Annotated in this window: 18 protein-coding genes and 3 tRNA genes; 10 read left to right on the forward strand and 11 right to left on the reverse strand. The window is 74.0% G+C overall.

Going from position 1 to position 18,423, the window contains the following annotated elements:
* Positions 1-38 precede the first annotated feature (38 nt).
* Positions 39-344 (reverse strand): YtxH domain-containing protein, encoded by a 306-nt coding sequence (locus AB0412_RS01065; RefSeq protein ID WP_366400320.1) that lies wholly within the window; start codon positions 342-344, stop codon positions 39-41.
* 167 nt (positions 345-511) lie between these two features.
* Here AB0412_RS01065 and AB0412_RS01070 point away from each other — a divergent pair.
* From AB0412_RS01070 to dapE, 5 genes are all read left to right on the forward strand, one after another.
* A tRNA-Asn gene (locus tag AB0412_RS01070) sits at positions 512-584 on the forward strand.
* Positions 585-589: 5 nt separating this feature from the next.
* Positions 590-662 (forward strand) — tRNA-Asn (locus tag AB0412_RS01075).
* A gap of 177 nt (positions 663-839) precedes the next feature.
* Positions 840-913 (forward strand) — tRNA-Ile (locus AB0412_RS01080).
* Positions 914-1,144: 231 nt separating this feature from the next.
* Positions 1,145-2,620 (forward strand): amino acid permease, encoded by a 1,476-nt coding sequence (locus AB0412_RS01085; RefSeq protein WP_366400321.1) that lies wholly within the window; start codon positions 1,145-1,147, stop codon positions 2,618-2,620.
* Complete coding sequence (gene dapE, locus AB0412_RS01090) at positions 2,617-3,678, forward strand: succinyl-diaminopimelate desuccinylase (RefSeq protein ID WP_366400322.1); 1,062 nt, start codon at positions 2,617-2,619, stop codon at positions 3,676-3,678. The genes AB0412_RS01085 and dapE overlap by 4 nt, the downstream gene beginning before the upstream one ends.
* Before the next feature lie 26 nt (positions 3,679-3,704).
* On the opposite strand, the gene AB0412_RS01095 is transcribed toward dapE, so the two are convergent.
* On the reverse strand, positions 3,705-5,327 hold the full coding sequence (locus tag AB0412_RS01095) for a helix-turn-helix domain-containing protein (protein ID WP_366400323.1): 1,623 nt from the start codon (positions 5,325-5,327) through the stop codon (positions 3,705-3,707).
* 158 nt (positions 5,328-5,485) lie between these two features.
* Between AB0412_RS01095 and AB0412_RS01100 the strand changes: the two genes are divergently transcribed.
* On the forward strand, positions 5,486-6,364 hold the full coding sequence (locus AB0412_RS01100) for a chorismate synthase (protein WP_366400324.1): 879 nt from the start codon (positions 5,486-5,488) through the stop codon (positions 6,362-6,364).
* Complete coding sequence (menC, locus tag AB0412_RS01105; RefSeq protein ID WP_366400325.1) at positions 6,364-7,479, forward strand: o-succinylbenzoate synthase; 1,116 nt, start codon at positions 6,364-6,366, stop codon at positions 7,477-7,479. The genes AB0412_RS01100 and menC overlap by 1 nt, the downstream gene beginning before the upstream one ends.
* Positions 7,480-7,522: 43 nt before the next feature.
* Here menC and AB0412_RS01110 read toward each other — a convergent pair whose 3' ends face one another.
* Positions 7,523-8,218, reverse strand: coding sequence for an ANTAR domain-containing protein (locus tag AB0412_RS01110; protein ID WP_366400326.1), 696 nt, complete (start codon positions 8,216-8,218; stop codon positions 7,523-7,525).
* A 183-nt stretch (positions 8,219-8,401) separates the two neighbouring features.
* On the opposite strand from AB0412_RS01110, the gene AB0412_RS01115 reads away from it, so the two are divergent.
* On the forward strand, positions 8,402-8,761 hold the full coding sequence (locus AB0412_RS01115; protein ID WP_366400327.1) for an STAS domain-containing protein: 360 nt from the start codon (positions 8,402-8,404) through the stop codon (positions 8,759-8,761).
* The gene (locus AB0412_RS01120) at positions 8,758-9,720 is read left to right on the forward strand and encodes a sensor histidine kinase (protein WP_366400328.1); all 963 of its coding nucleotides are present in this window, start codon (positions 8,758-8,760) and stop codon (positions 9,718-9,720) included. The genes AB0412_RS01115 and AB0412_RS01120 overlap by 4 nt, the downstream gene beginning before the upstream one ends.
* Positions 9,721-9,753: 33 nt before the next feature.
* Here AB0412_RS01120 and AB0412_RS01125 read toward each other — a convergent pair whose 3' ends face one another.
* The 4 genes from AB0412_RS01125 to AB0412_RS01140 form a co-directional block, all read right to left on the reverse strand.
* Entirely contained in the window at positions 9,754-10,791 is a 1,038-nt protein-coding gene (locus AB0412_RS01125) for a rod shape-determining protein (RefSeq protein ID WP_366400329.1), read from the reverse strand.
* 269 nt (positions 10,792-11,060) lie between these two features.
* Positions 11,061-12,758, reverse strand: a complete 1,698-nt coding sequence (locus AB0412_RS01130) for a carboxyl transferase domain-containing protein (RefSeq protein WP_366400330.1) — start codon at positions 12,756-12,758, stop codon at positions 11,061-11,063.
* Complete coding sequence (locus AB0412_RS01135; protein WP_366400331.1) at positions 12,751-14,199, reverse strand: acyl-CoA synthetase; 1,449 nt, start codon at positions 14,197-14,199, stop codon at positions 12,751-12,753. The genes AB0412_RS01130 and AB0412_RS01135 overlap by 8 nt, the downstream gene beginning before the upstream one ends.
* A gap of 3 nt (positions 14,200-14,202) precedes the next feature.
* A complete protein-coding gene (locus AB0412_RS01140) occupies positions 14,203-14,841 on the reverse strand; it encodes a class I SAM-dependent methyltransferase (protein WP_366400332.1) in 639 nt (212 codons plus the stop codon).
* A 170-nt stretch (positions 14,842-15,011) separates the two neighbouring features.
* Between AB0412_RS01140 and AB0412_RS01145 the strand changes: the two genes are divergently transcribed.
* The gene (locus AB0412_RS01145; RefSeq protein ID WP_366400333.1) at positions 15,012-15,887 is read left to right on the forward strand and encodes a hypothetical protein; all 876 of its coding nucleotides are present in this window, start codon (positions 15,012-15,014) and stop codon (positions 15,885-15,887) included.
* Here the strand turns inward: AB0412_RS01145 and AB0412_RS01150 are convergent.
* Genes AB0412_RS01150 through AB0412_RS01165 form a run of 4 tightly spaced genes read right to left on the reverse strand, consistent with a single transcriptional unit; the run spans position 15,865 to position 18,416 of the window.
* Entirely contained in the window at positions 15,865-16,476 is a 612-nt protein-coding gene (locus AB0412_RS01150; protein WP_366400334.1) for a hypothetical protein, read from the reverse strand. The genes AB0412_RS01145 and AB0412_RS01150 overlap by 23 nt on opposite strands.
* The gene (locus AB0412_RS01155; RefSeq protein WP_366400335.1) at positions 16,442-17,278 is read right to left on the reverse strand and encodes an FkbM family methyltransferase; all 837 of its coding nucleotides are present in this window, start codon (positions 17,276-17,278) and stop codon (positions 16,442-16,444) included. The genes AB0412_RS01150 and AB0412_RS01155 overlap by 35 nt, the downstream gene beginning before the upstream one ends.
* Positions 17,275-17,502 (reverse strand): Trm112 family protein, encoded by a 228-nt coding sequence (locus tag AB0412_RS01160; protein ID WP_366400336.1) that lies wholly within the window; start codon positions 17,500-17,502, stop codon positions 17,275-17,277. The genes AB0412_RS01155 and AB0412_RS01160 overlap by 4 nt, the downstream gene beginning before the upstream one ends.
* A complete protein-coding gene (locus tag AB0412_RS01165; RefSeq protein ID WP_366400795.1) occupies positions 17,499-18,416 on the reverse strand; it encodes a hypothetical protein in 918 nt (305 codons plus the stop codon). The genes AB0412_RS01160 and AB0412_RS01165 overlap by 4 nt, the downstream gene beginning before the upstream one ends.
* Between the last annotated feature and the right edge of the window lie 7 nt (positions 18,417-18,423).

Below are 18,423 nucleotides of genomic sequence, written 5' to 3' on the forward strand. Positions count from 1 at the left end.
CCTGGGTGGGTGCAGTGATCCGGCGTCGATCGTTGCCGTCACGTATTGCTGGTGCCCCAGTCGTCCTCTGCCTGGCCGTGGGTCGCGCGTTCGCGCAGGGTGCGGACGCGCTGGGCGACCGAGTCGGGCATGCGGTCGCCGACCTTGTCGCTCACCGCGTGGTAGGCCTTGCCGGCGAACTCGCGGCCCTGGTGGGCGGCGGTCTCCGCGGTGTTGCGGACGGCGGGGTTCTGCGCGAGCTGCTGCGCGGACTTCTTCAGCTGTTCGTAACGCTCGCGCCCGGCGCGCGTGCCGAGCACGTAGCCCAGGACGACTCCGGCGACGAACGTGAGCCGGTAACGCATGGTGGCCACCCTTCCCTTGCACGGTCTGCGTAGGTCTCCGGTGCGGCGACGGCGCCGGGGAGTACCGATTGGCGGAGCACCCCCCTGCTTGCGCTAATGTATGTGTCGCAGCGAGCGCGCGCCCCCTGGCGAATACCCAGGTAGGTACGTTCGATGCAACGAGGCATTCCTCCGTAGCTCAATTGGCAGAGCAGCCGGCTGTTAACCGGCAGGTTACTGGTTCGAGTCCAGTCGGGGGAGCTCGGTCCTCCGTAGCTCAATTGGCAGAGCAGCCGGCTGTTAACCGGCAGGTTACTGGTTCGAGTCCAGTCGGGGGAGCATGCTGAACGAGGACCCCTCAGGGGTCCTTTTTCATGCCCGCAGGAACCGTGCGGGGCTCGGCGCAGTCTCCATGGTCACGAGGGCCGTGCATGGTCGACCATCCGAGGCAGGAGATCGTATGAGCGGCTATGCTGCGGCAGACGGCGCGCACACATGTACGCGACACGCCGCTATGGGGCGGTAGCTCAGCCGGTTAGAGCAGCGGACTCATAATCCGTCGGCCGTGGGTTCGAGTCCCACCCGCCCCACCCATGCACCCCAGGGCGCAGCATCGATGTCGCCACAGCCAGGCGTGACAGGCCCGCCGCGCCCGTGGCCCCTGCGCTGCTCATGGCACCGAAGCCGACCCGCCTCCTTCCGGCATTGGCCGGAAGGCCAAAGCACCCCTCGCCATCTTGGCCGGCACGCACACCCCTCCTCCTCCCGCCGTTCCGCATCATCGTCGGGCCGGAGTGGGAGCTGTGAGAGGAGTGGGCGCGATGGACACGGTACGGACGAGCTCGCCGAGACCGCCGAGATCCGCGGGTGGGGGCGGGGCCACGAGCAGGCTGACGCGGCGGCGGGATGTCACCGATCTGGTGGCCGAGGCCGGTGGTGGCGAGCTGCGCCGGACGATGGGGCTCACCCAGCTCACGCTGCTCAGCGTGGGCGCCACCCTCGGCACCGGGATCTTCGTCGTCCTCGGCCAGGCGGTGCCCGAGGCGGGCCCCGCCGTCGTGGTCTCCTTCGTGCTCGCCGGGATCACCGCGCTGTTCTCCGCCCTGTCCTACGCCGAACTGGCGGGCATGATCCCGGGCGCCGGATCCTCGTACAGCTATGCCTACGCCACCCTCGGCGAGCTGGTCGCGTGGGTCTGCGGCTGGTGTCTGGTGCTGGAGTACGGCGTCTCGGTCGCCGCGGTCGCGGTGGGCTGGGGCCAGTACGTGAACGAGCTTCTGGAGCTCACCGTCGGCTGGACGCTGCCCGAGTCGCTGGCCGCCCCGCCGGGCGCGGGCGGTGTGCTGAACGTCCCGGCCGCCGCGATCGTCGCCCTCGCCATGGTGGTGCTGCTGCGCGGCGCCCGCGAGAGCGCCGTCGTCAACACGGTCATGGTGGCGGTGAAGGTGGCCGCCCTGGTGATGTTCTGCGCCGTCGCGTTCACCGCGTTCCGCGCCGGGAACTTCCAGCCGCTGTTCCCGCTCGGCATGGCGGGCGTGAGTGCGGGTGCCGCCTCGCTGTTCTTCTCCTACATAGGCTTCGACGCCGCGTCGACGGCCGGTGAGGAGGCGAAGAACCCGCAGCGGGACCTGCCGCGCGCCATCCTCCTCTCCCTCGGGCTCATCACCGCGCTGTACTGCGCGGTGGCCATCGCGGCGGTCGGCGCCATGCCGTGGCAGCAGTTCGCGGGTACCGAGGCGACCTTGAGCGAGGTGCTGGTCCGCTCGGTCGGCGGCGGCAGCCTGTGGCCGATCCTGCTGTCCGTCGGCGCGGTCGTCGCCACCACGAGCGTCGTCCTCGCCGTGCAGTACGGGCAGACGCGCATCCTGTTCTCGATGGCGCGCGACGGCCTGGTGCCGTCCGTGTTCGCCAAGGTCCACCCGAGGACCGGGGTGCCCCGCGCCAACACGCTCATCGTGTCCGCGTTCGTCATGGTGCTCGCCGCACTGGTGCCGCTGGGCGCGCTTGCCGACGCGACCAGCATCGGCACCCTGTTCGCGTTCGCGCTCGTCAACTGTGCCGTCCTGATCCTGCGTCGGCGCAGCCCCGAGGCGCCGCGCAGCTTCCGCGTGCCACTCGCCCCGGTGACCTGCCTGCTGGGCATCCTGTGCTGCGGCTACGTGATGTGGGGCCTCGGTGCCGACACCTGGATCGCGTTCGGCCTGTGGATGGCGGTCGGGTTCGCGGTCTACGCGCTCTACGGCATCAGACACTCCCGGCTCAACCGGCCCGCCCCGCAGGAGGAGACCGCCGTATGACCTCGCTGAACCCGGCCGGCGACCTGGTGGACCTCACCCGGGCCCTGGTGGACACTCCGTCCGAGAGCGGCCACGAGGCCGCTCTCGCCGGCGCCGTGGAGTCCGCGCTGCGCGCCTGCGCGCACCTGACGGTCGAACGCATCGGCAACTCCGTCGTGGCCCGCACCGACGCGGGCCGCGCCGAGCGCGTCGTCATCGCCGGCCACCTGGACACCGTCCCGGTCGCCGGCAACCTGCCCTCCCGGCTGGACGGAGAGCTGCTCCACGGGCTCGGGGCATGCGACATGAAGGGCGGCGTCGCCGTCGCCCTGCGCCTCGCGGCCACCCTGACCGCACCCGTACGCGACGTCAGTTACGTCTTCTACGAGTGCGAGGAGGTCTCCGGCGACCGCAACGGCCTGAACCGGATCGCCGCCGAACGCCCCGACCTGCTCAAGGCGGACCTGGCGATCCTGATGGAGCCGTCCGACGCGGGCGTCGAGGCGGGCTGCCAGGGTGTCCTGAACGCGGAGATCACGGTGCGCGGCGAGCGCGCGCACACCGCCCGATCCTGGATGGGCGTCAACGCCGCGCACCGAGCGGCCGCCGTGCTCCGGCGCCTCGACGACCACGCCCCCGAGCGGATCGTCATCGACGGCCTGGAGTACCGCGAGGGGCTGAACGCGGTGGCCGTCCGCGCGGGCGTCGCCGAGAACGTCGTCCCCGACACCTGTGTGATCACGGTCAACCTGCGCTTCGCGCCGAGCCGTTCGGCCGGGCAGGCCAAGGCGTATCTGCGCGGCCTCTTCCCCGAGTACGAGGTCGAGGTCACCGAGGTCGTGCCGGGAGCCCTGCCCGGGCTCGGACAGGGCCCGGTCGCCTCGCTCGTCGAGGTCCTGGGCAGGGCACCCCGCCCCAAGCTGGGCTGGACCGACGTCGCCCGCTTCGCCGCGCTCGGCACGCCCGCGCTCAACTACGGCCCGGGTGACCCGGCCCTCGCGCACACCGCCGGGGAGTACGTGCGCGTCGGGCAGCTGCGCGAGTGCGAGGCCCGGCTCGCGGCCTGGCTGAGCGGCTGACCCTCACGAGGCAGAGGCGGCTGACCTCAGCGGGACGTGCGGTCCCGGCCGGCGGACCGCGCGGCGCCGGCCGCCGGGGAGCCGCGCAGGCCTCCGAGCGTCCGCAGCTGCAGCCACAGCACCAGCCGCTCGTCCGGGTCGTCCAGGTCGATGCCGAGATGCTGCTGCGCCTGCCTGACCCGGTACCGGCAGGTGTTGGGGTGCACGGCGAGCAGCTTCGCCGCCCGCGCCATGTCGCATCCGCTGTCCAGCCAGCACACCAGGGTTCTGGCGTACTCGGTGCCGTGCTCGGCGTCGTACGCCAGGACCTCCCGCCAGGCACCCGCCGTCAACGCCCGCTGCTCGCCGATGAGTTCACGCAGCCGCAGCAGAGTGACACGGGCGCGTACGTCGGTCGCGGCGGCCACGTCCTCGTCCGGGCCGAGCACCCGCAGGACGAGGTCGGCGTCGTCCCGTGAGTCGCGTACGGCCGCCAGGTCCGGGACCACGTCGCCCAGCCCGGCCCGCACCGGCACCCGCAGCGCCTGTCCCGCGCGCCGCACGATGTCCTCGGCGAGCCGTCGGTGCCGCTCCCCACCGCGCTCATCGGTCACCGGCAGCAGCGCGTACACATGCCCGTCGACCAGCACGCACGCGTGCCGCCCGTACCGTGCCTCGCACTGGAGCCGCACCAGGTCGAGCAGCCGCAGCGCGGTCTGCTCCCCGTCGGGCGCGGACACCGCGCTGTCGAGGGTGAAGGCCGCGACGCGGACCGGGGTGCCGACGGCGAGGCCGAGGCGGTGCCCGGCGCCGGCGGGGTCGGCGGTGCCGTCGAGCAGACGGCGCAGCAGGTCGCTCGTCAGGTGCCGGGACAGTTCCTCGCTCGCCCGTGCCCGCAGCAGGAGCAGGGCGGCCGTGGACGCGCCCTGGGTGAGCGCGGCCTCGGCATCGCGGCCGAGCCGCCCGTCGTCGACGACCCATATCGACCCCAGCGTCTCGCCGCCCGCGCGGATCGCGACGGCGAGCCGCGGCAGCTCGTCGCCGTCGAGTGCGGCCAGGCGCAGGGGGCCGGGGGCGGCGAACAGGGCGCGGTACTGCTCGGTGTTCTCGGGGCTGCTCGGCACCTGCCGGCCCAGGATGCTCTGCCGCCGGGCCTCGTCGACGGCCTGTCCGGGGACGGTGGAGTAGGCCAGGATCCGCTGGCGGGCGTCCTCGACGACGGTCGCGCCGCCCACGGCCGCGGCCACCGCGTTGGCGAGCGCGAACAGGTCGCCGAAGGCGGCCCCGCCGCCCGCCGCGCCGGGCCGGGAACCGACCGCGGAGGCCAGCAGCAGATGCACGTGGTGCCAGGCGGCGTCCTCGTCGACGGCGAGCAGCGCGAGGCCGTGGGCCTGCGCCGCAGCCACCGTGTCGGGCTGCCCGTCCCCGTCCCGTACGACGAGTCCGGCCATCCGCGCCTGAGCGGCATCGCGTGCCAGCGGGCCGATGTCACCCGCTCGGGCCCCGACCGCCAGCAGCAGGGCGCCGGGGGCGCGGCGCGGGAACGGGGCCCCGGCGTCGTGCAGCAGGACCTCGGTGACGGGTGTGGTGAGGCCGGCCGGGGCCGCGAGCACCCGGAGCACCGGCTCGCCGAGGGTGTCGAGAAGTTCCTCGAGGGTGCGGGCGTCCATGGGCGTTCGGGCTCTCCGGTGGGGCGGGGCACAGGGGGATGAGGGGCGTTCTATCGGCCGAGAGCCGCTCGGAGCCTTGGCCGATCGGCACAGAAGCACGGGCTCTCATTGTGCCAGGCGACAAGGGGCGGCCGGCTGTGTCCCTGGAGACTCGGGGCATGACACCAGTGACGATCTCCGCCGCCGGGTCCGCGGCGGCGGCCGGCGCCCCGAACGCCGCCGAGGCCGCGGCCCGCACCGCCGGAGTCGCGGTCCGTACCGTGCACGACGTGCCCGGGATCCGTGCCGTGGCCGACTTCCTCGCCGATGTGTGGCAGACGCCACGCGCCACCCCGCCCTACCCCTCCGAGGTGCTGCACAGCCTGGTGCACGCCGGTGGCGCGGTGCACGCGGCGTACCGCGCCGGGCCGTCGGGCGAACGGCTCGCCGGGGCGGCTGTGGCGGTGTTCGGGACGCCCGACCAGCGGGAGGTGTACTCGCTCGTGGCGGCGGCGAACGCCTCCGGCCGGGGCGTCGGCTTCGCGGTCAAGCAGGCGCAGCGGCTGTGGGCGCTGGAGCGCGGCGCCACCACCATGCGCTGGACCTTCGACCCCCTGGTCGGCCGCAACGCCCGCTTCAACCTGGCCAAGCTGGGCGCCACCGGTGGCGAGTACCTGGTCGACTTCTACGGGCCGATGAGCGACGGCGTGAACAACGGCGACGAGAGCGACCGCCTGACCGTCGAGTGGGACCTGGTGACGGGGACCACGGGGACGGACGACCCCGCCGACGGCCGCTCGGCCGCCGACGTCGTCCGCCGCGCACCGGACGGCGGCCCGCTCGCCCTGCGCGACGGGGACCGGCTGTGGTGCCGGGTGCCCGAGGACATCGTCGCGCTGCGCGCCGCCGACCCGGCGCTCGCCCTCCACTGGCGGCACGCCGTGCGTGAGGTCTTCACCGAGGCGTACGCCGAGGGCCTGCGCGCGACGGCCATGTCCCGCGACGGCTGGTACCTGCTGACCCGCCGCGAGAACGCCTCTTCCCGCGAGGAGCACTGATGAAGCTCGAACGCGTCGAACTGCTCCACGTCGCCATCCCGCTCGTCACCCCGTTCCGCACCTCGTTCGGCACGATGACCAGCAAGGACACCTTCCTGCTGCACGTGGTGACCGACGAGTCCGAGGGCTGGTCGGAGTTCGCCGCCGACCCGGAGCCGCTGTACTGCCCGGAGTTCGTCGCCGGCGCCGAGATGGTCGTACGGGACTTCCTGCTGCCACGCGTCGCCGCTCTGCCCGCGCCGACGACCGCGGCCGTCGCCCCCGCCATGGCCGCCGTCAAGGGCCACGAGCTCGCCAAGGCCGCCCTGGAGACCGCCCTCCTCGACGCCGAACTGCGCGCCTACGGGATGTCACTGGCGACCTTTCTCGGCGCGGTCCACGAACAGGTGCCCGCCGGGGTCTCGGTCGGCATCAAGAACTCCGTCCCGGAACTGCTCGACGACGTCGAGCGGTACCTCGCCGAGGGCTACCTCCGCATCAAGCTGAAGATCGAGCCCGGCTGGGACGTCGAGCCCGTGCGCGCCGTACGCGAACGCTTCGGCGACGCACTCCCGCTCCAGGTCGACGCCAACACCGCCTACACCCTCGCCGACGCCGAACACCTGCGCAGACTCGACGACTTCGGGCTGCTGCTGATCGAGGAGCCGCTGGAGGAGAACAACCTCCACGCCCACGCCCGGCTCCAGAAGCGTCTGGCCACCCCCGTCTGCCTGGACGAGTCGATCCACTCCGCTCGCGACGCGGCGGCCGCGATCGCGATGGACGCCTGCCGGGTCGTCAACGTCAAACCGGCCCGCGTCGGCGGCTATCCGGAAGCCCGGCGCATCCACGACGTGGCAGCCGCCCACGGCGTGCCGGTGTGGTGCGGCGGAATGCTGGAGACGGGCATCGGCCGCGCCCCCAACCTGGCGCTCGCCGCCCTCCCGGGCTGCACCCTCCCCGGCGACACCTCCGCCTCCAGCCGGTACTTCGCCGAGGACATCACCGAACCGTTCGTCCTCCGGGACGGCCACCTGCCCGTGCCCACCGCGCCGGGCATCGGCATCGACCCGCTGCCGGACGCACTGGCCCGCTTCACGACGGCGACTCGGGAGCTGTACGCGCGACGGCGCTGACCACCCGGACGGCCGGGACGGGGGTGCTTCAGGACACGCGCCCCTACGGGGGACCGCCCCCTGTCCCGGAGCGTCGGCGGGACAGGGCGCGGGACAGGGCCTGCCGTAGCTTCTCCGGTGGGCGGGGGCCGTCGGGTGTGGCGCCCGCGGTGACCGCCGCCGCTATCTCGCGGAGCTTGGTGTTGGAGAGCTGGGAGGCTTCGCGCAGGACGTGCCAGGCCTCGTCGGACGTGCAGCCGTGGGTCGCCATGAGGATGCCGCGGGCCTGGTCGATGACCGGGCGGGAGGCGATGGCGTGGCGGAGCTGTTCGATCTCCTCCTGAAGGACGTGGAGTCGCTCCGCCCGCTCCTGGGCCACGGCCGAGGCGAGCGGCGCCGGCTGTGCGGGGGTGGGGGAGTTCAGGGGGTCCGTGGTGTTCAGGCCGGCCAGCTCCAGGATGCGGCGCGGCTGGCCGTTCCAGCGGGTGGCCGTCACCGGCAGGCGGCGTCGGCGGCCGAAGTCGCGCAGGACGTCCAGGAATTGCAGCGCGGCCGTGTCCATGAAGTGCACGCCGCTCATGTCCACGTCCACCCGCGCCGTGGTGGCGGGCAGTTGCGCCAGCTTCTCGGCCAGGGCGTCCGCGCACCCGTGGACCAGCTCACCGCGGGGCGTGAGCAGGGCCCGGTCCGCGTCGATGCGCCCGCCGATGACCAAGGTGTTCAGCCTTCCCGAGTAAGGGGGTGGTGCCGCGAAGGTCATGTCACCGCCTAAGGGCCTGTCGCTCTGGTGGGTCGTCGCCGGATCCGGGGCGGTAGGCTGCGGACCGTCCCGGCTGCGCTGGGGGTGCGCCTGCCCACCCCGCGGCGTACTACACGCCGGGGCGGGGAATGACCGGGATCCGACGGGGTACACGCGTGATCGTCCGGACGTGAGGAGACGGCGTTGAGCACTGACGGCACGGGCAGACCGCCGCCGTGCGAGACCGGACCACCGGCGCGTCTCACGGTACGTCCGCTGGACGGACGCCGGGGTGTCCGCGCGGCCGGCGAGATCGGCCTGGCCACGCGCACGATATGGAACCGCGTGCTGGAGCAGGCGGTGCGCGAAGGTGAGGGCGTGTACTACCTGGAGCTGTCCGAGGTGACGTTCGTCGACGTCGCGGGCGCCGGAGCGCTCGCGGCCGCGGCCGAGCGGCTGCCGGACGGCGGGCGGTTCGTGGTGCACCGGCCGCCGCCCGCGCTGCGACGGGTCCTGGAGATGTTCTGGCCCGACCTTTCGACGATCGAGGTGTCGATGTCATGAGTACAGCGGCCCATCACGTCGAAACCGGTCAGGACTCATCCGAGCCCTTCGTCCATCCCGCCCTCTTCTACCGGGACGAGCAGCAGTACCTCGACGGGACCGTCTCCTTCGTCCGCGAGGGCCTCGCCGCCGGCGAGCCCGTGGCGGTCGCCGTGCCCGGTGACAACCTGCGGCTGATCCGGGACGCGCTCGGCGACGACGCCACCTCGGTGCACCTGCTGGACATGCGGGAGGCCGGACGCAACCCCGGCCGGATCATCCCCGGCGTGCTGCGCAAGTTCTTCGACGCCCAGCCGGACGGGCGGCGCGTGCGGATCATCGGCGAGCCGATCTGGGCCGGTCGCTCCGCGACCGAGTACCCCGCCTGCGTCCAGCACGAGGCGCTCATCAACGCCGCGTTCCAGGGCCGTACGGCCACGATCCTGTGCCCCTACGACGAGCGGCGGCTGCCGGAGCACGTACTCGCCGACGCCTACGCCACCCACCCCACCGTCATCGCCGCCGGCTCCGGACCGGAGCGGGACAGCGCCGCGTACGCGCCCGAGGAGATCGTCGCCCGCTACAACGAGCCGCTGCCGGCGGCACCGGACGCGCTGGTCTTCCCGTTCGAGGCCGAGACGCTCACCCAGGCCCGGCACACCGCCGCGGACGAGGGGCGCCGGCTCGGACTGACCGGGATGCGGCTGGAGGACCTGGCGCTCGCCACGGCCGAGCTGACCACGAACAGCGTGGTGCACGGCGGCGGCACGGGAGTGCTGCGGGTGTGGGCGGACGACGGGCACGTGGTGTGCGAGGTGCGCGACCGGGGGCGGCTCACCGATCCGCTCGCCGGACGCCGGCCCGTGCCGCGTGAGCAGCGTGGCGGACGCGGGCTGCTGCTGGTCAATCTGATCGCCGACCTGGTGCGCGTCCACACCGGCGACGAGGGCACGACGATCCGCTGCTGGTTCGCGCGCTGAGAACCCCCTGGCCGGGGGCGGTCCCGGCCCGGCTCAGGTCGCCAGCGGGTCCAGCACCAGCGGGGTGATCTTGCCCTCGAGCATGGCGCCCAGGCCCTGTACGGCGCACACGTCCGGCCGTTCGGCGATGTGCACGGGCATGCCCGTCGCCTGACGCAGCATCTGGTCCAGGCCCGGCAGCAGGGCGCTGCCGCCGACCATCATGATCCCCCGGTCGGCGAGGTCGGCGACCAGATCCGGCGGGCAGTTGCGCAGCACCTTGCCGATGCCGTCCAGGACGGCGGTGAGCGGTGTCTGGATGGCCTGCCGCACCGCGGCCGTGTCCACCTTGACGGAACGGGCCAGGCCCGTGGCCACGTCCCGGCCGTGGATCTCCGTGGACTCCGGGCCCTGCGGGGTGAGGCCGTTGCCCGACAGGGCGAGCTGCAAGGGCCGTACGGACTGGCTGGGGAGCATCAGTTCGTGCTGGTGACGCAGGTGCTGCACGATCGCGTGGTCGACCGCGTCACCGCCGACGGGGATCCGCTCGGCCGTCACGATCGAGCCGAGGGACAGCACGGCCACCTGGGTGGCCGCCGCCCCGCACACCATGATCATGGTGGCTTCGGGGCGCTCCACCGGCAGACCGCAGCCGACGGCGGCGGCGATCAGCGTGTCCACCAGCTCCACCCGGCGGGCGCCGAGGCCGACCAGCGTCTCGATCGCGGCGCGCTGGGCGAGCGGATCGGCGTCGTGCGGGGTGCAGGCGGCGGCGCGCAGCCGGGGCTTGCGGCGCAGGTTGCGGCGGATCCGGTCGCCGAGCAGATGCCGGAGCATGCGCTGCGCCATCTCGATGTCCACGACCGTGCCGCCGGAGACGGGCCGGACGACCCGGATGTAGTCCGGGGTCCGCCCGGTCATCTTCTCCGCGAACTCGCCGACCGCGATCAGCGCGCCGGTGCGGGTGTTGACGGCGGCGGCGGAGGGCTGGTCGACGACCAGCCCGGCGCCCTTGACGTACACCCGGGTGCGGGCCGCGCCCAGGTCGACGGCGAAATGGCAGCGGCGCAACTGCTCCAGACTGGCGGTCACGGCAGATCCTCCCGAGTGCGCGGACCAACGGCCCACCGGACGGCGGACCTCACCGCCATCGTGCGCGGCGGCCGGGGTGGGCGCCCTTCGTGGGGGGCCGGGCGGGGGGCCGCTGAATGGGGGGTGCGGGGGGAGTGCGGGTGGGCGCACGAGAGCGGCGCCGGCTCCCTGGGACGGGGAGCCGGCGCCGCGGTCGCTTCGTGACTACGGTCTGCAGCTCGCCGCTCGCACACCGTAAACATCGTCAGGCGCACCGGCCTCATGCGTCCTCATGGGCGACGGTCACCCGTTCCAGGGAACAGCTGATCCCTTGTTCGGTCGGAGATCCCCCGCACCACTCCCAGCTCCGTCAGATCCTGTGGTCTCAGGCGGAGTTGACCGGCCGTGGACTCCACCTCGCCGGGCGGGCGCTTGAGGATCGCGGCGGCGAGCTCCGGGGCGATCACCGAGAAGTAACTGTCGGGCGTGGCCCAGGTGTTGCCGGGCGCGGCCAGGGCGAGCGCGCCACCGGAGCCGCCCTCGCCGATGACGAGCGTGGTGACCGGAGTGCGGGCGGCGGCCACGGCGCCGAACAGCTCGGCGATCGCCGCCCCCGCGCCGTGGCGTTCCGCCTCCGCGTCGTTCGCCGCACCCGGGGTGTCCACCAGCGTCAGCACCGGGATCCCGAGCCGGTCCGCGAGCCGGATCAGCCGTGCGGCGGTCCGGTACCCGGCCGGCCGCGTCGCCGCCCCGGTCTGCGCGGCATAGGCGACGGTACGGCCCTGATGCTCGCCGAAGCCGCACAGCATGCCGCCGGGATCGGTGCCCCCGCAGCGGTCGCCGCTGATCGCGAGCCGGTAGGTGAAGTAGGCGTCCAGGTAGGCGTGCGCGCGGGGACGCTCGGGGGAGCGCGCCCGGCGCACGGCATCCCATCCGGTGGCGGGCAGCTCCGCGCTGCCGAGAGCGGCGGGGACGGGGGCGGGGGCGATGTGCCGGTCCTGGGGGCCGGAGGCGGGGGGTGCGGCCCGGTCCGGGGCGGAGTGTTCGGCCGAGGGCGCGGCCCGGTCCGGGGCGGAGTGGCCCGCCGAGGACGCGGGGCCGGGAGGGCCGGCGGACGGGCCGGTCGTCCGCGCCTCGGTCGTGGCCGCGTCGGTCGGCGGGGCGTCGGTCGTCGGCGCCTCGGTCGTGGCCGCGTCGGTCGTCCGCGCATCGGTCGTGGCCGCCTTGGTCGTGGCCGCGTCGGTCGTCGCCGCCTCGGTCGTCCGCGCATCGGTCGTCCGTGTGTCGGTCTGCGCGTCGGCGGGCCGTCCGGCCGGCTCCTGTGACAGCAGCCGCAGCCAGCGGCCCAGGGTCTTCCGCAGTTCCTCCGGGGGGACCAGTGCGTCCGCGGCGCCCGTCGCCACCTGGGCCTCCGCCGTGTACGCCGTCGGGTCCGCGTCCGGGGGGCGGACCCTCGATCCGGCGAAGCCGACCTGGGCTCCGGGGAGAGCCAGGACGATGTCGGCGCCCGCGCCCAGGGTGGCCCAGCCGCCGCCCGTCGTCGGATCGCGGAGGACCGCGATCTGGGGAAGACCGGCCTCGCGGGTGAGCGCCGACTCGCGGGCCACGCGCTGGAGCTGGGTGAGTGCGAGCATGCCCTCCTGCATACGGCTGCCGCCGGTGGCGACCAGCGGCACCACCGGCAGCCGGTGCTCGCGGGCGTGGGCGTACGCCGCCACGAGACGGTCGCCGGTGCGCTCGCCGAGGGAACCACCCAGGAAGCCGAACTCGAAGGCGATCAGCACCGCCCGGGTGCCCTCGACCCGCCCGGTGCCGCAGACCACGGACTCCTGCTCGCCGGTGCGTTCGGCGGCCCGGGCGCGGGCCCCGTCGTAGCCCGGCCAGGCGAGGGGGCCGCCGGGAGCGGACTCCCGTATGGGGGAGGGGAGTTCGGTGAAGTCGTCGGTGATCAGGGCGAGGATCTCGCGGGCGGAGAGACCGTCAGCCATGGGTCAGCGCCCGCTTCATGATCTTCCCCATGCCGTTGCGGGGGAGCGTGTCGAGGTGGTGGACCACGCGCGGGCGCTTGTGCGGGGCCAGGCGGCGGGCGACATGCTCGGCCAACTCCTCCAGCCCGGGCGGCGACTGCGGATCCGCCGGCACGACCCACGCCACGATCCGCTCGCCCAGATCGGCGTCCGGTTCCCCGGTCACCGCCGCCTCCCGCACCCCCGGGTGTTCCAGCAGCGCGTTCTCGATCTCACCGGCGCCGATCTTGTACCCGCCGCTCTTGATCAGATCCGTGGCCTTGCGGCCGACGATCCGGACGTAGCCGTCGGGCTCGCGCACCGCCATGTCGCCGGTGCGGAACCAGCCGTCGGCGGTGAACGCGCCCGCCGTGGCGTCGGGCCGGTTGAGGTACTCGGTGAACAGGTTCGGTCCGCGCACCTGGATCTCGCCGACCGCCTCCCCGTCGTACGAGGTCACCGGCGAGCCGTCCTCCTCCACCAGCCGCAGCTCCACGCCCGGCAGCGGCACACCCACCGTGCCGGGGCGGGCCTCACCGTCCGCCCGGACGCTGGTGTTCATCAGCGTCTCCGTCATGCCGTACCGCTCGATCACGCGCCGGCCGGTCGCCGCCGCGATCCGCTCGTGGTCGTGCACGGGCAGCGCGGCGGAGCCCGACACCAGCAGCCGGGCGCCGGACAGCGCCTTGGCCAGCTCCGGCTCGGCGGGCAGCGCCTCCGCGATGCGGTGGTACATCGTCGGCACACCGAACAGCATCGTGGCGCCGGAGTTCAGCTCCCGCGCCACGCCCTCGGTGGTGAAGCGGCCGAGGTGGCGCACGGAGCCGCCGCGCCGGAGCGGGCCGAGCACGCCCAGCACCAGCCCGTGCACGTGGAACAGCGGCAGCCCGTGCACGAGGACGTCGTCACCGGTCCACTGCCAGGCGTCGGCGAGCGCGTCCAGGGTGGCGGCGACGGCCCGGCGCGGGATGACGGCGCCCTTGGGCGGGCCGGTGGTGCCGGAGGTGTAGACGATCAGGGCGGGGTCTTCGTCGAGGGCGCGGTCCTCGGGGAGGCGGGGTGACGTGGCGGTCACGTCGACATCGAGGCGGGGCACGTCGCCGAGCGGGGCGGGGAGCTGCGCGCCCGGCGCGGTGAGCAGGAGGCCGGGCGCGCTGTCGGTCAGGATGTGGCCGAGCTCCTTCTCGCCCGACCTGGGGTTCAGCGGCACGACGGGCACACCGGCGAGCAGCCCGGCCGTGACCGCGACGGCCGTCTCCAGCTCCGGTGTGGCCCACACGGCGACTCGCCGAGCTCCCCGCAGGCCGTCCGTCACGGCGGCGGCCGCCGCGCCGAGCTGCCCGTAGGTCAGCGCGCGGTCGCCGAAGCGCAGGGCGGGCCGGTCGGGCGGGCCGTCGGTCAGGGCGGGGAAGAGAGGGGACACGGGTCAGGCTCCTTGGGGTGCGGTGCCGGCCGCCGAGGCGGCACGGCGGCGTGTTCCGACCAGTGTGGCCAGGTCTTTCGCGAGGGGCAGTTCCACCGTGTGGAGATCGCGGTGCTCCAGCCAGTGCAGCCGAGCGTGATCGACCTCCCCGTCCAGCAGCGGGGGCCAGGCGGTGGCCGGGGTGAAGTCGTCGACGACGATCCGCCCACCCGGCCGCAGCAGCCGGTCCGGCTCGGCGGGTCGGTCACCGGCACGTTTGCCGTTGCCGCCCCCGTCGAGCACCAGCAGGTCGTACGGCGCGTGCTCCTCGATCCGTCGCCAGTCACCGGTGATGATCTCGACCTCGGGGACGTCGGCGAACACCTCCGCCGCGATCCGCGCCCGCTCCGGGTCCAGCTCCACGCTGACGAGCCGCACCCCCGCCCGCGCCCCGGAGGCCAGCCAGGCCAGCCCCACCCCGCAGCCCGTGCCGGTCTCCCCGATCGCCTCCTGCGCCCCGGCGGCCAGCGCCTGGAGCAGCCTGCCCTGTTCGGGGCGGCAGGACTTGGCGAAGCCCTGCGCCCGCGCGGCGGCCACGGCACGGGCGACCAGCGGCGGCAGGTGGGTCTCGGAGTCGTATGCGTCCGTTCCTGAGCGCGACATGCCACTGATCCTGCCCGGCTCACGACACCGCCGACACCACCCCCGACTGTGACATGCGACCACCTCACCCGACCTCGAGACGCGGAGTCGTGGTCGAGCGGGCTGTTCCCGTTCCCGGGGGCGTTGTTAGCCTGCGCGTCGGTCGGGTGTTCGTAGGAGGAGGGGGCGTCGTGGCTCGGATTGCGCTGGTTACCTGTCGGCCCGGGGACGAGGTGGCCGAGGACCGGGATCTGCCGGAGCTGGTGCGGGCGCTGGAGGCGGCCGGGGCCGAGGCGTCGGCGGTGGTGTGGGACCACGACGGGGTCGACTGGGGGCGGTTCGATCTCGCCGTCATCCGGTCGACGTGGGACTACAGCTGGCGGGCCGCGGAGTTCACGGCGTGGGCCGAGCGGTGCGGGAAGGCCACGCGGCTGGCCAATCCGGCGGACGTGGTGCGCTGGAACGCCGACAAGCGGTACCTCGGGGAGCTCGCGGCGGCGGGCGTGCCGGTGGTGGAGACCCGGTACATCGCGGCGGGGGATCCGCTCGGCCTTCCCTCGGACGGCGAGTTCGTCGTCAAGCCCACGTCCGGGGCCGGTGCGCGGTTCGCCGCGCGCTACACGCCCGACGAGCACGACACGGCCGTACGGCAGCTGCGGCGGATGCATGCCGAGGGGTTCACGGCGATGGTGCAGCCGTATGTGCGCAGCATCGACACCGCGGGGGAGCGGGCGCTGCAGTTCTTCGGCGGCAGCCTGCTGCACGCCAGCCGCAAGGGCGCGGTGCTGGCGCCCGGCACCGCCTACGACGCGCGCAAGGTGCCCCACCCGGGGCTGACGTCCTGGACCCCGACGGCCGCCGAACTCGCCGTCGCGGAGCGGGCGCTGGCGGCCGTGCCCGGCGCGCCCGAGCTGCTGTACGCACGCGTCGACCTGGTGGACGGTGACGACGGCCGGCCGCGGGTGATGGAGCTGGAACTGGTGGAGCCGAATCTGTTCCTGTCGCTGCACACCGAGTCGGTGCCGCGTGTGGTGGACGCGATCCTCAAGGCCGCCGAGGCGGGCTGACCGCCGTCCGTTGCAGCAGTCCCCAGGTGAATTCGGCGACGACCTCGTGGGGTTCGCCGTGCGCGTCCGGTGCCGTGAAGGCCAGGCCCCAGCGCGTGGGGGCGGAGCCCTGGAGGGGGCGGGCCGGGGCGTAGGCGCGGGCGGCCTCGTCGACCGTGCAGGACCAGGGGGTGAGGTCCTCCACCGTGCGCAGCCGAGGCGGCTCGGCGTGCGGGGCGCGGACCAGCCACTCGTTCCACACGGCGCCCCCGGGAGCGGTCAGCACCTCGAAGCGCAGGTCGGGCCAGAGCGGCAGCGGCCACTGCCAGGCCTCGCAGTCCAGGTCGCCGACCCTGCGCGGGGCGCGGGACTCCGGTTCGCCCAGCACGGAGCGGTAGCGCGAGAGCGCCGACCGGGAGCCCGGTGAGCGGACCATCGCCTGCCATCGTTTGTTGGCCTCGCGCATCTGTGCCAGGGAGACGCCGAGGGCATGACGGGCGTCCTCCACGAGGTCCGGGTTGTGGTCGGCCATGCGGCGCAGCAGGACCAGCTGGAAGTCGAGTCGGGTGAAGGGGCTAGCGGGGTGTTTTCCGGTGGGCACGGGCACCATCGTCGCGCACCGGGAGGCCGCCGGGGCGGCGGCCGTCCGGCAGGAACAGCACCGAGTTGACGTAGCGGGGACCCCGGAGGATCCCGTACGGCAGGACGCGGCGGAGCAGGCCGTGGGTGACGACGTAGGACGCCTCGGCCTGGTGGGCCTCCAGGGGGAAGCGGGACAGCGGGAGCCAGGCGTCGCCGGGCAGGACCCAGCCGTCGTAGCCGAGCAGCGACAGATACGTCACGACCGGGGCCACGGGCTGGATGCGCGACTCCAGTTCGACGAACAGGGCCGGGCGGTCGCGGGCCAGCAGACCCGTCGCCCCGCGCAGCACCGCCGACTCGCTCCCGTCGACGTCGATCTTGATGAAGCCGACGTTCTTCAGGCCGAGTTCGTCCAGCGTGACGCAGGTGACGTCCAGGGCCTGCCCGTGGATGTCCCGGCGGACCAGGGAGGACACGCCCCGGTCGCCGCCGTCGTCCGACGGCAGCCACAGGCGGGCGATGCCCGGGCGGTCGGAGGCGGCGGCGCGGATCACCTGCACGTTCGGCGGGGAGGTGGCGGCGAGCAGCCGGGCCAGGTGCGGGACCGGTTCGACGGTCACCACGCGCCGGGCGCGGCCGGCCAGCCGGCGCGTCCAGGGGCCGTACCAGCCGCCGACGTCCACCGCCGTGTCGCAGTCGGGCGGGCACAGGTCGGCCAGCCGCGCCAGCTCCGGTTCGAAGCGGGGGTAGACCGCGCGGGCCGCGGCGGCGACGAGCCGGGTGGGCAGGAGCGACGCGACGCGGGCCGCGAGGGTGGGACGGGCGGTCATGGGGTGGGTTCCTCTGGGCCGATGAGCGTCATCAGTTCCTCGTGCTCGGCCTCCGAGACCTGCTCACCGGAGGACGGCAGCAGCTGCGGGATGCCGTCGACGATCGGATAGCGGCGGCGCAGCCGCGGGTTGTACAGCGCCTCGCGGTCCCCGGACAGCAGGTGCAGCGGGCCCTTGTCGAGCGGGCAGGCCAGGATCTTCAGCAGCGGGTCGTCGGTTTTCACGGCGGGGTCAGCTCCTTCGCGCCGGTGGGGGAGGGTGGGGCGGCGGTGTCGTGTTTCGGCATGGCGAGGAGCACGGCGACCGCGAGGACGGTGCCCGCGACGCGCAGGGCCAGCCGCAGCGGCTCGTCGGGCAGCTCCTCGCCGAACGACAGGGTGCCGAGCACCGCCGTGTACAGGCAGGTCACGGTCGTGCACACCGGCACGATCAGCGAGGCCCGGCAGCGCTGCAGCGCCGCCTGCGACATCACCAGGCCGAACGCGCCGGTGAACAGCAGGAGATACGGATACGGGGAGCGCAGCAGATCCAGCAGCGCCCCGCCGATGCCGCTGGTCGTCAGATGGCTCGAGACCCCCTTGATGGCGAGGGAGCTCACGCCGTAGAGCAGGCCCACGGCCACGCCGTACTCGACGCCGGTCGTGGGCAGCCGGTGCCGGTGGCGGGCGTTGCGCTCGGCGGAGCTGTACAGCCACACGCCCGCCGCGAGCGACGGCACGCACACCAGCAGGATCAGCGGGTACGGCGCCTCCTGCCCGACCGTGTCCGCGCCGGGTCCGGCCTCGCGCAGCGACAGCACCACCATCAGCAGCGCGAGCAGGATGGCGCCGAGCGCGTACCGCTCCCGCCCGCTGGTCCGCTCGCCGAGCAGCCGCGCCGACAGCAGCACCAGGAGCACCAGGCCGGAGACGAAGATGCCCTGCGCGGCGGCGATCGGCAGCGTCGCGTACACCGCGAGCTGCGCGGCGAAACCGGCGGCGAGGGCCAGTGAGCCGCCGATCCACAGGGGGCTGCCGAGCACCAGCCGCAGCAACCGGGCCGGCTGCCGGATCGTTACTGCGGGCAGCGTGGCGAGCGCCCGCTTCTCCAGGACGAACCCGCCGCTGTACAGGACGTTCGCCAACAGGGCCGCGGCCACTCCCCAC

Origin of the sequence: Streptomyces sp. NPDC052012, assembly GCF_040689265.1 — a bacterium.
Taxonomy (GTDB): Bacteria; Actinomycetota; Actinomycetes; order Streptomycetales; family Streptomycetaceae; genus Streptomyces.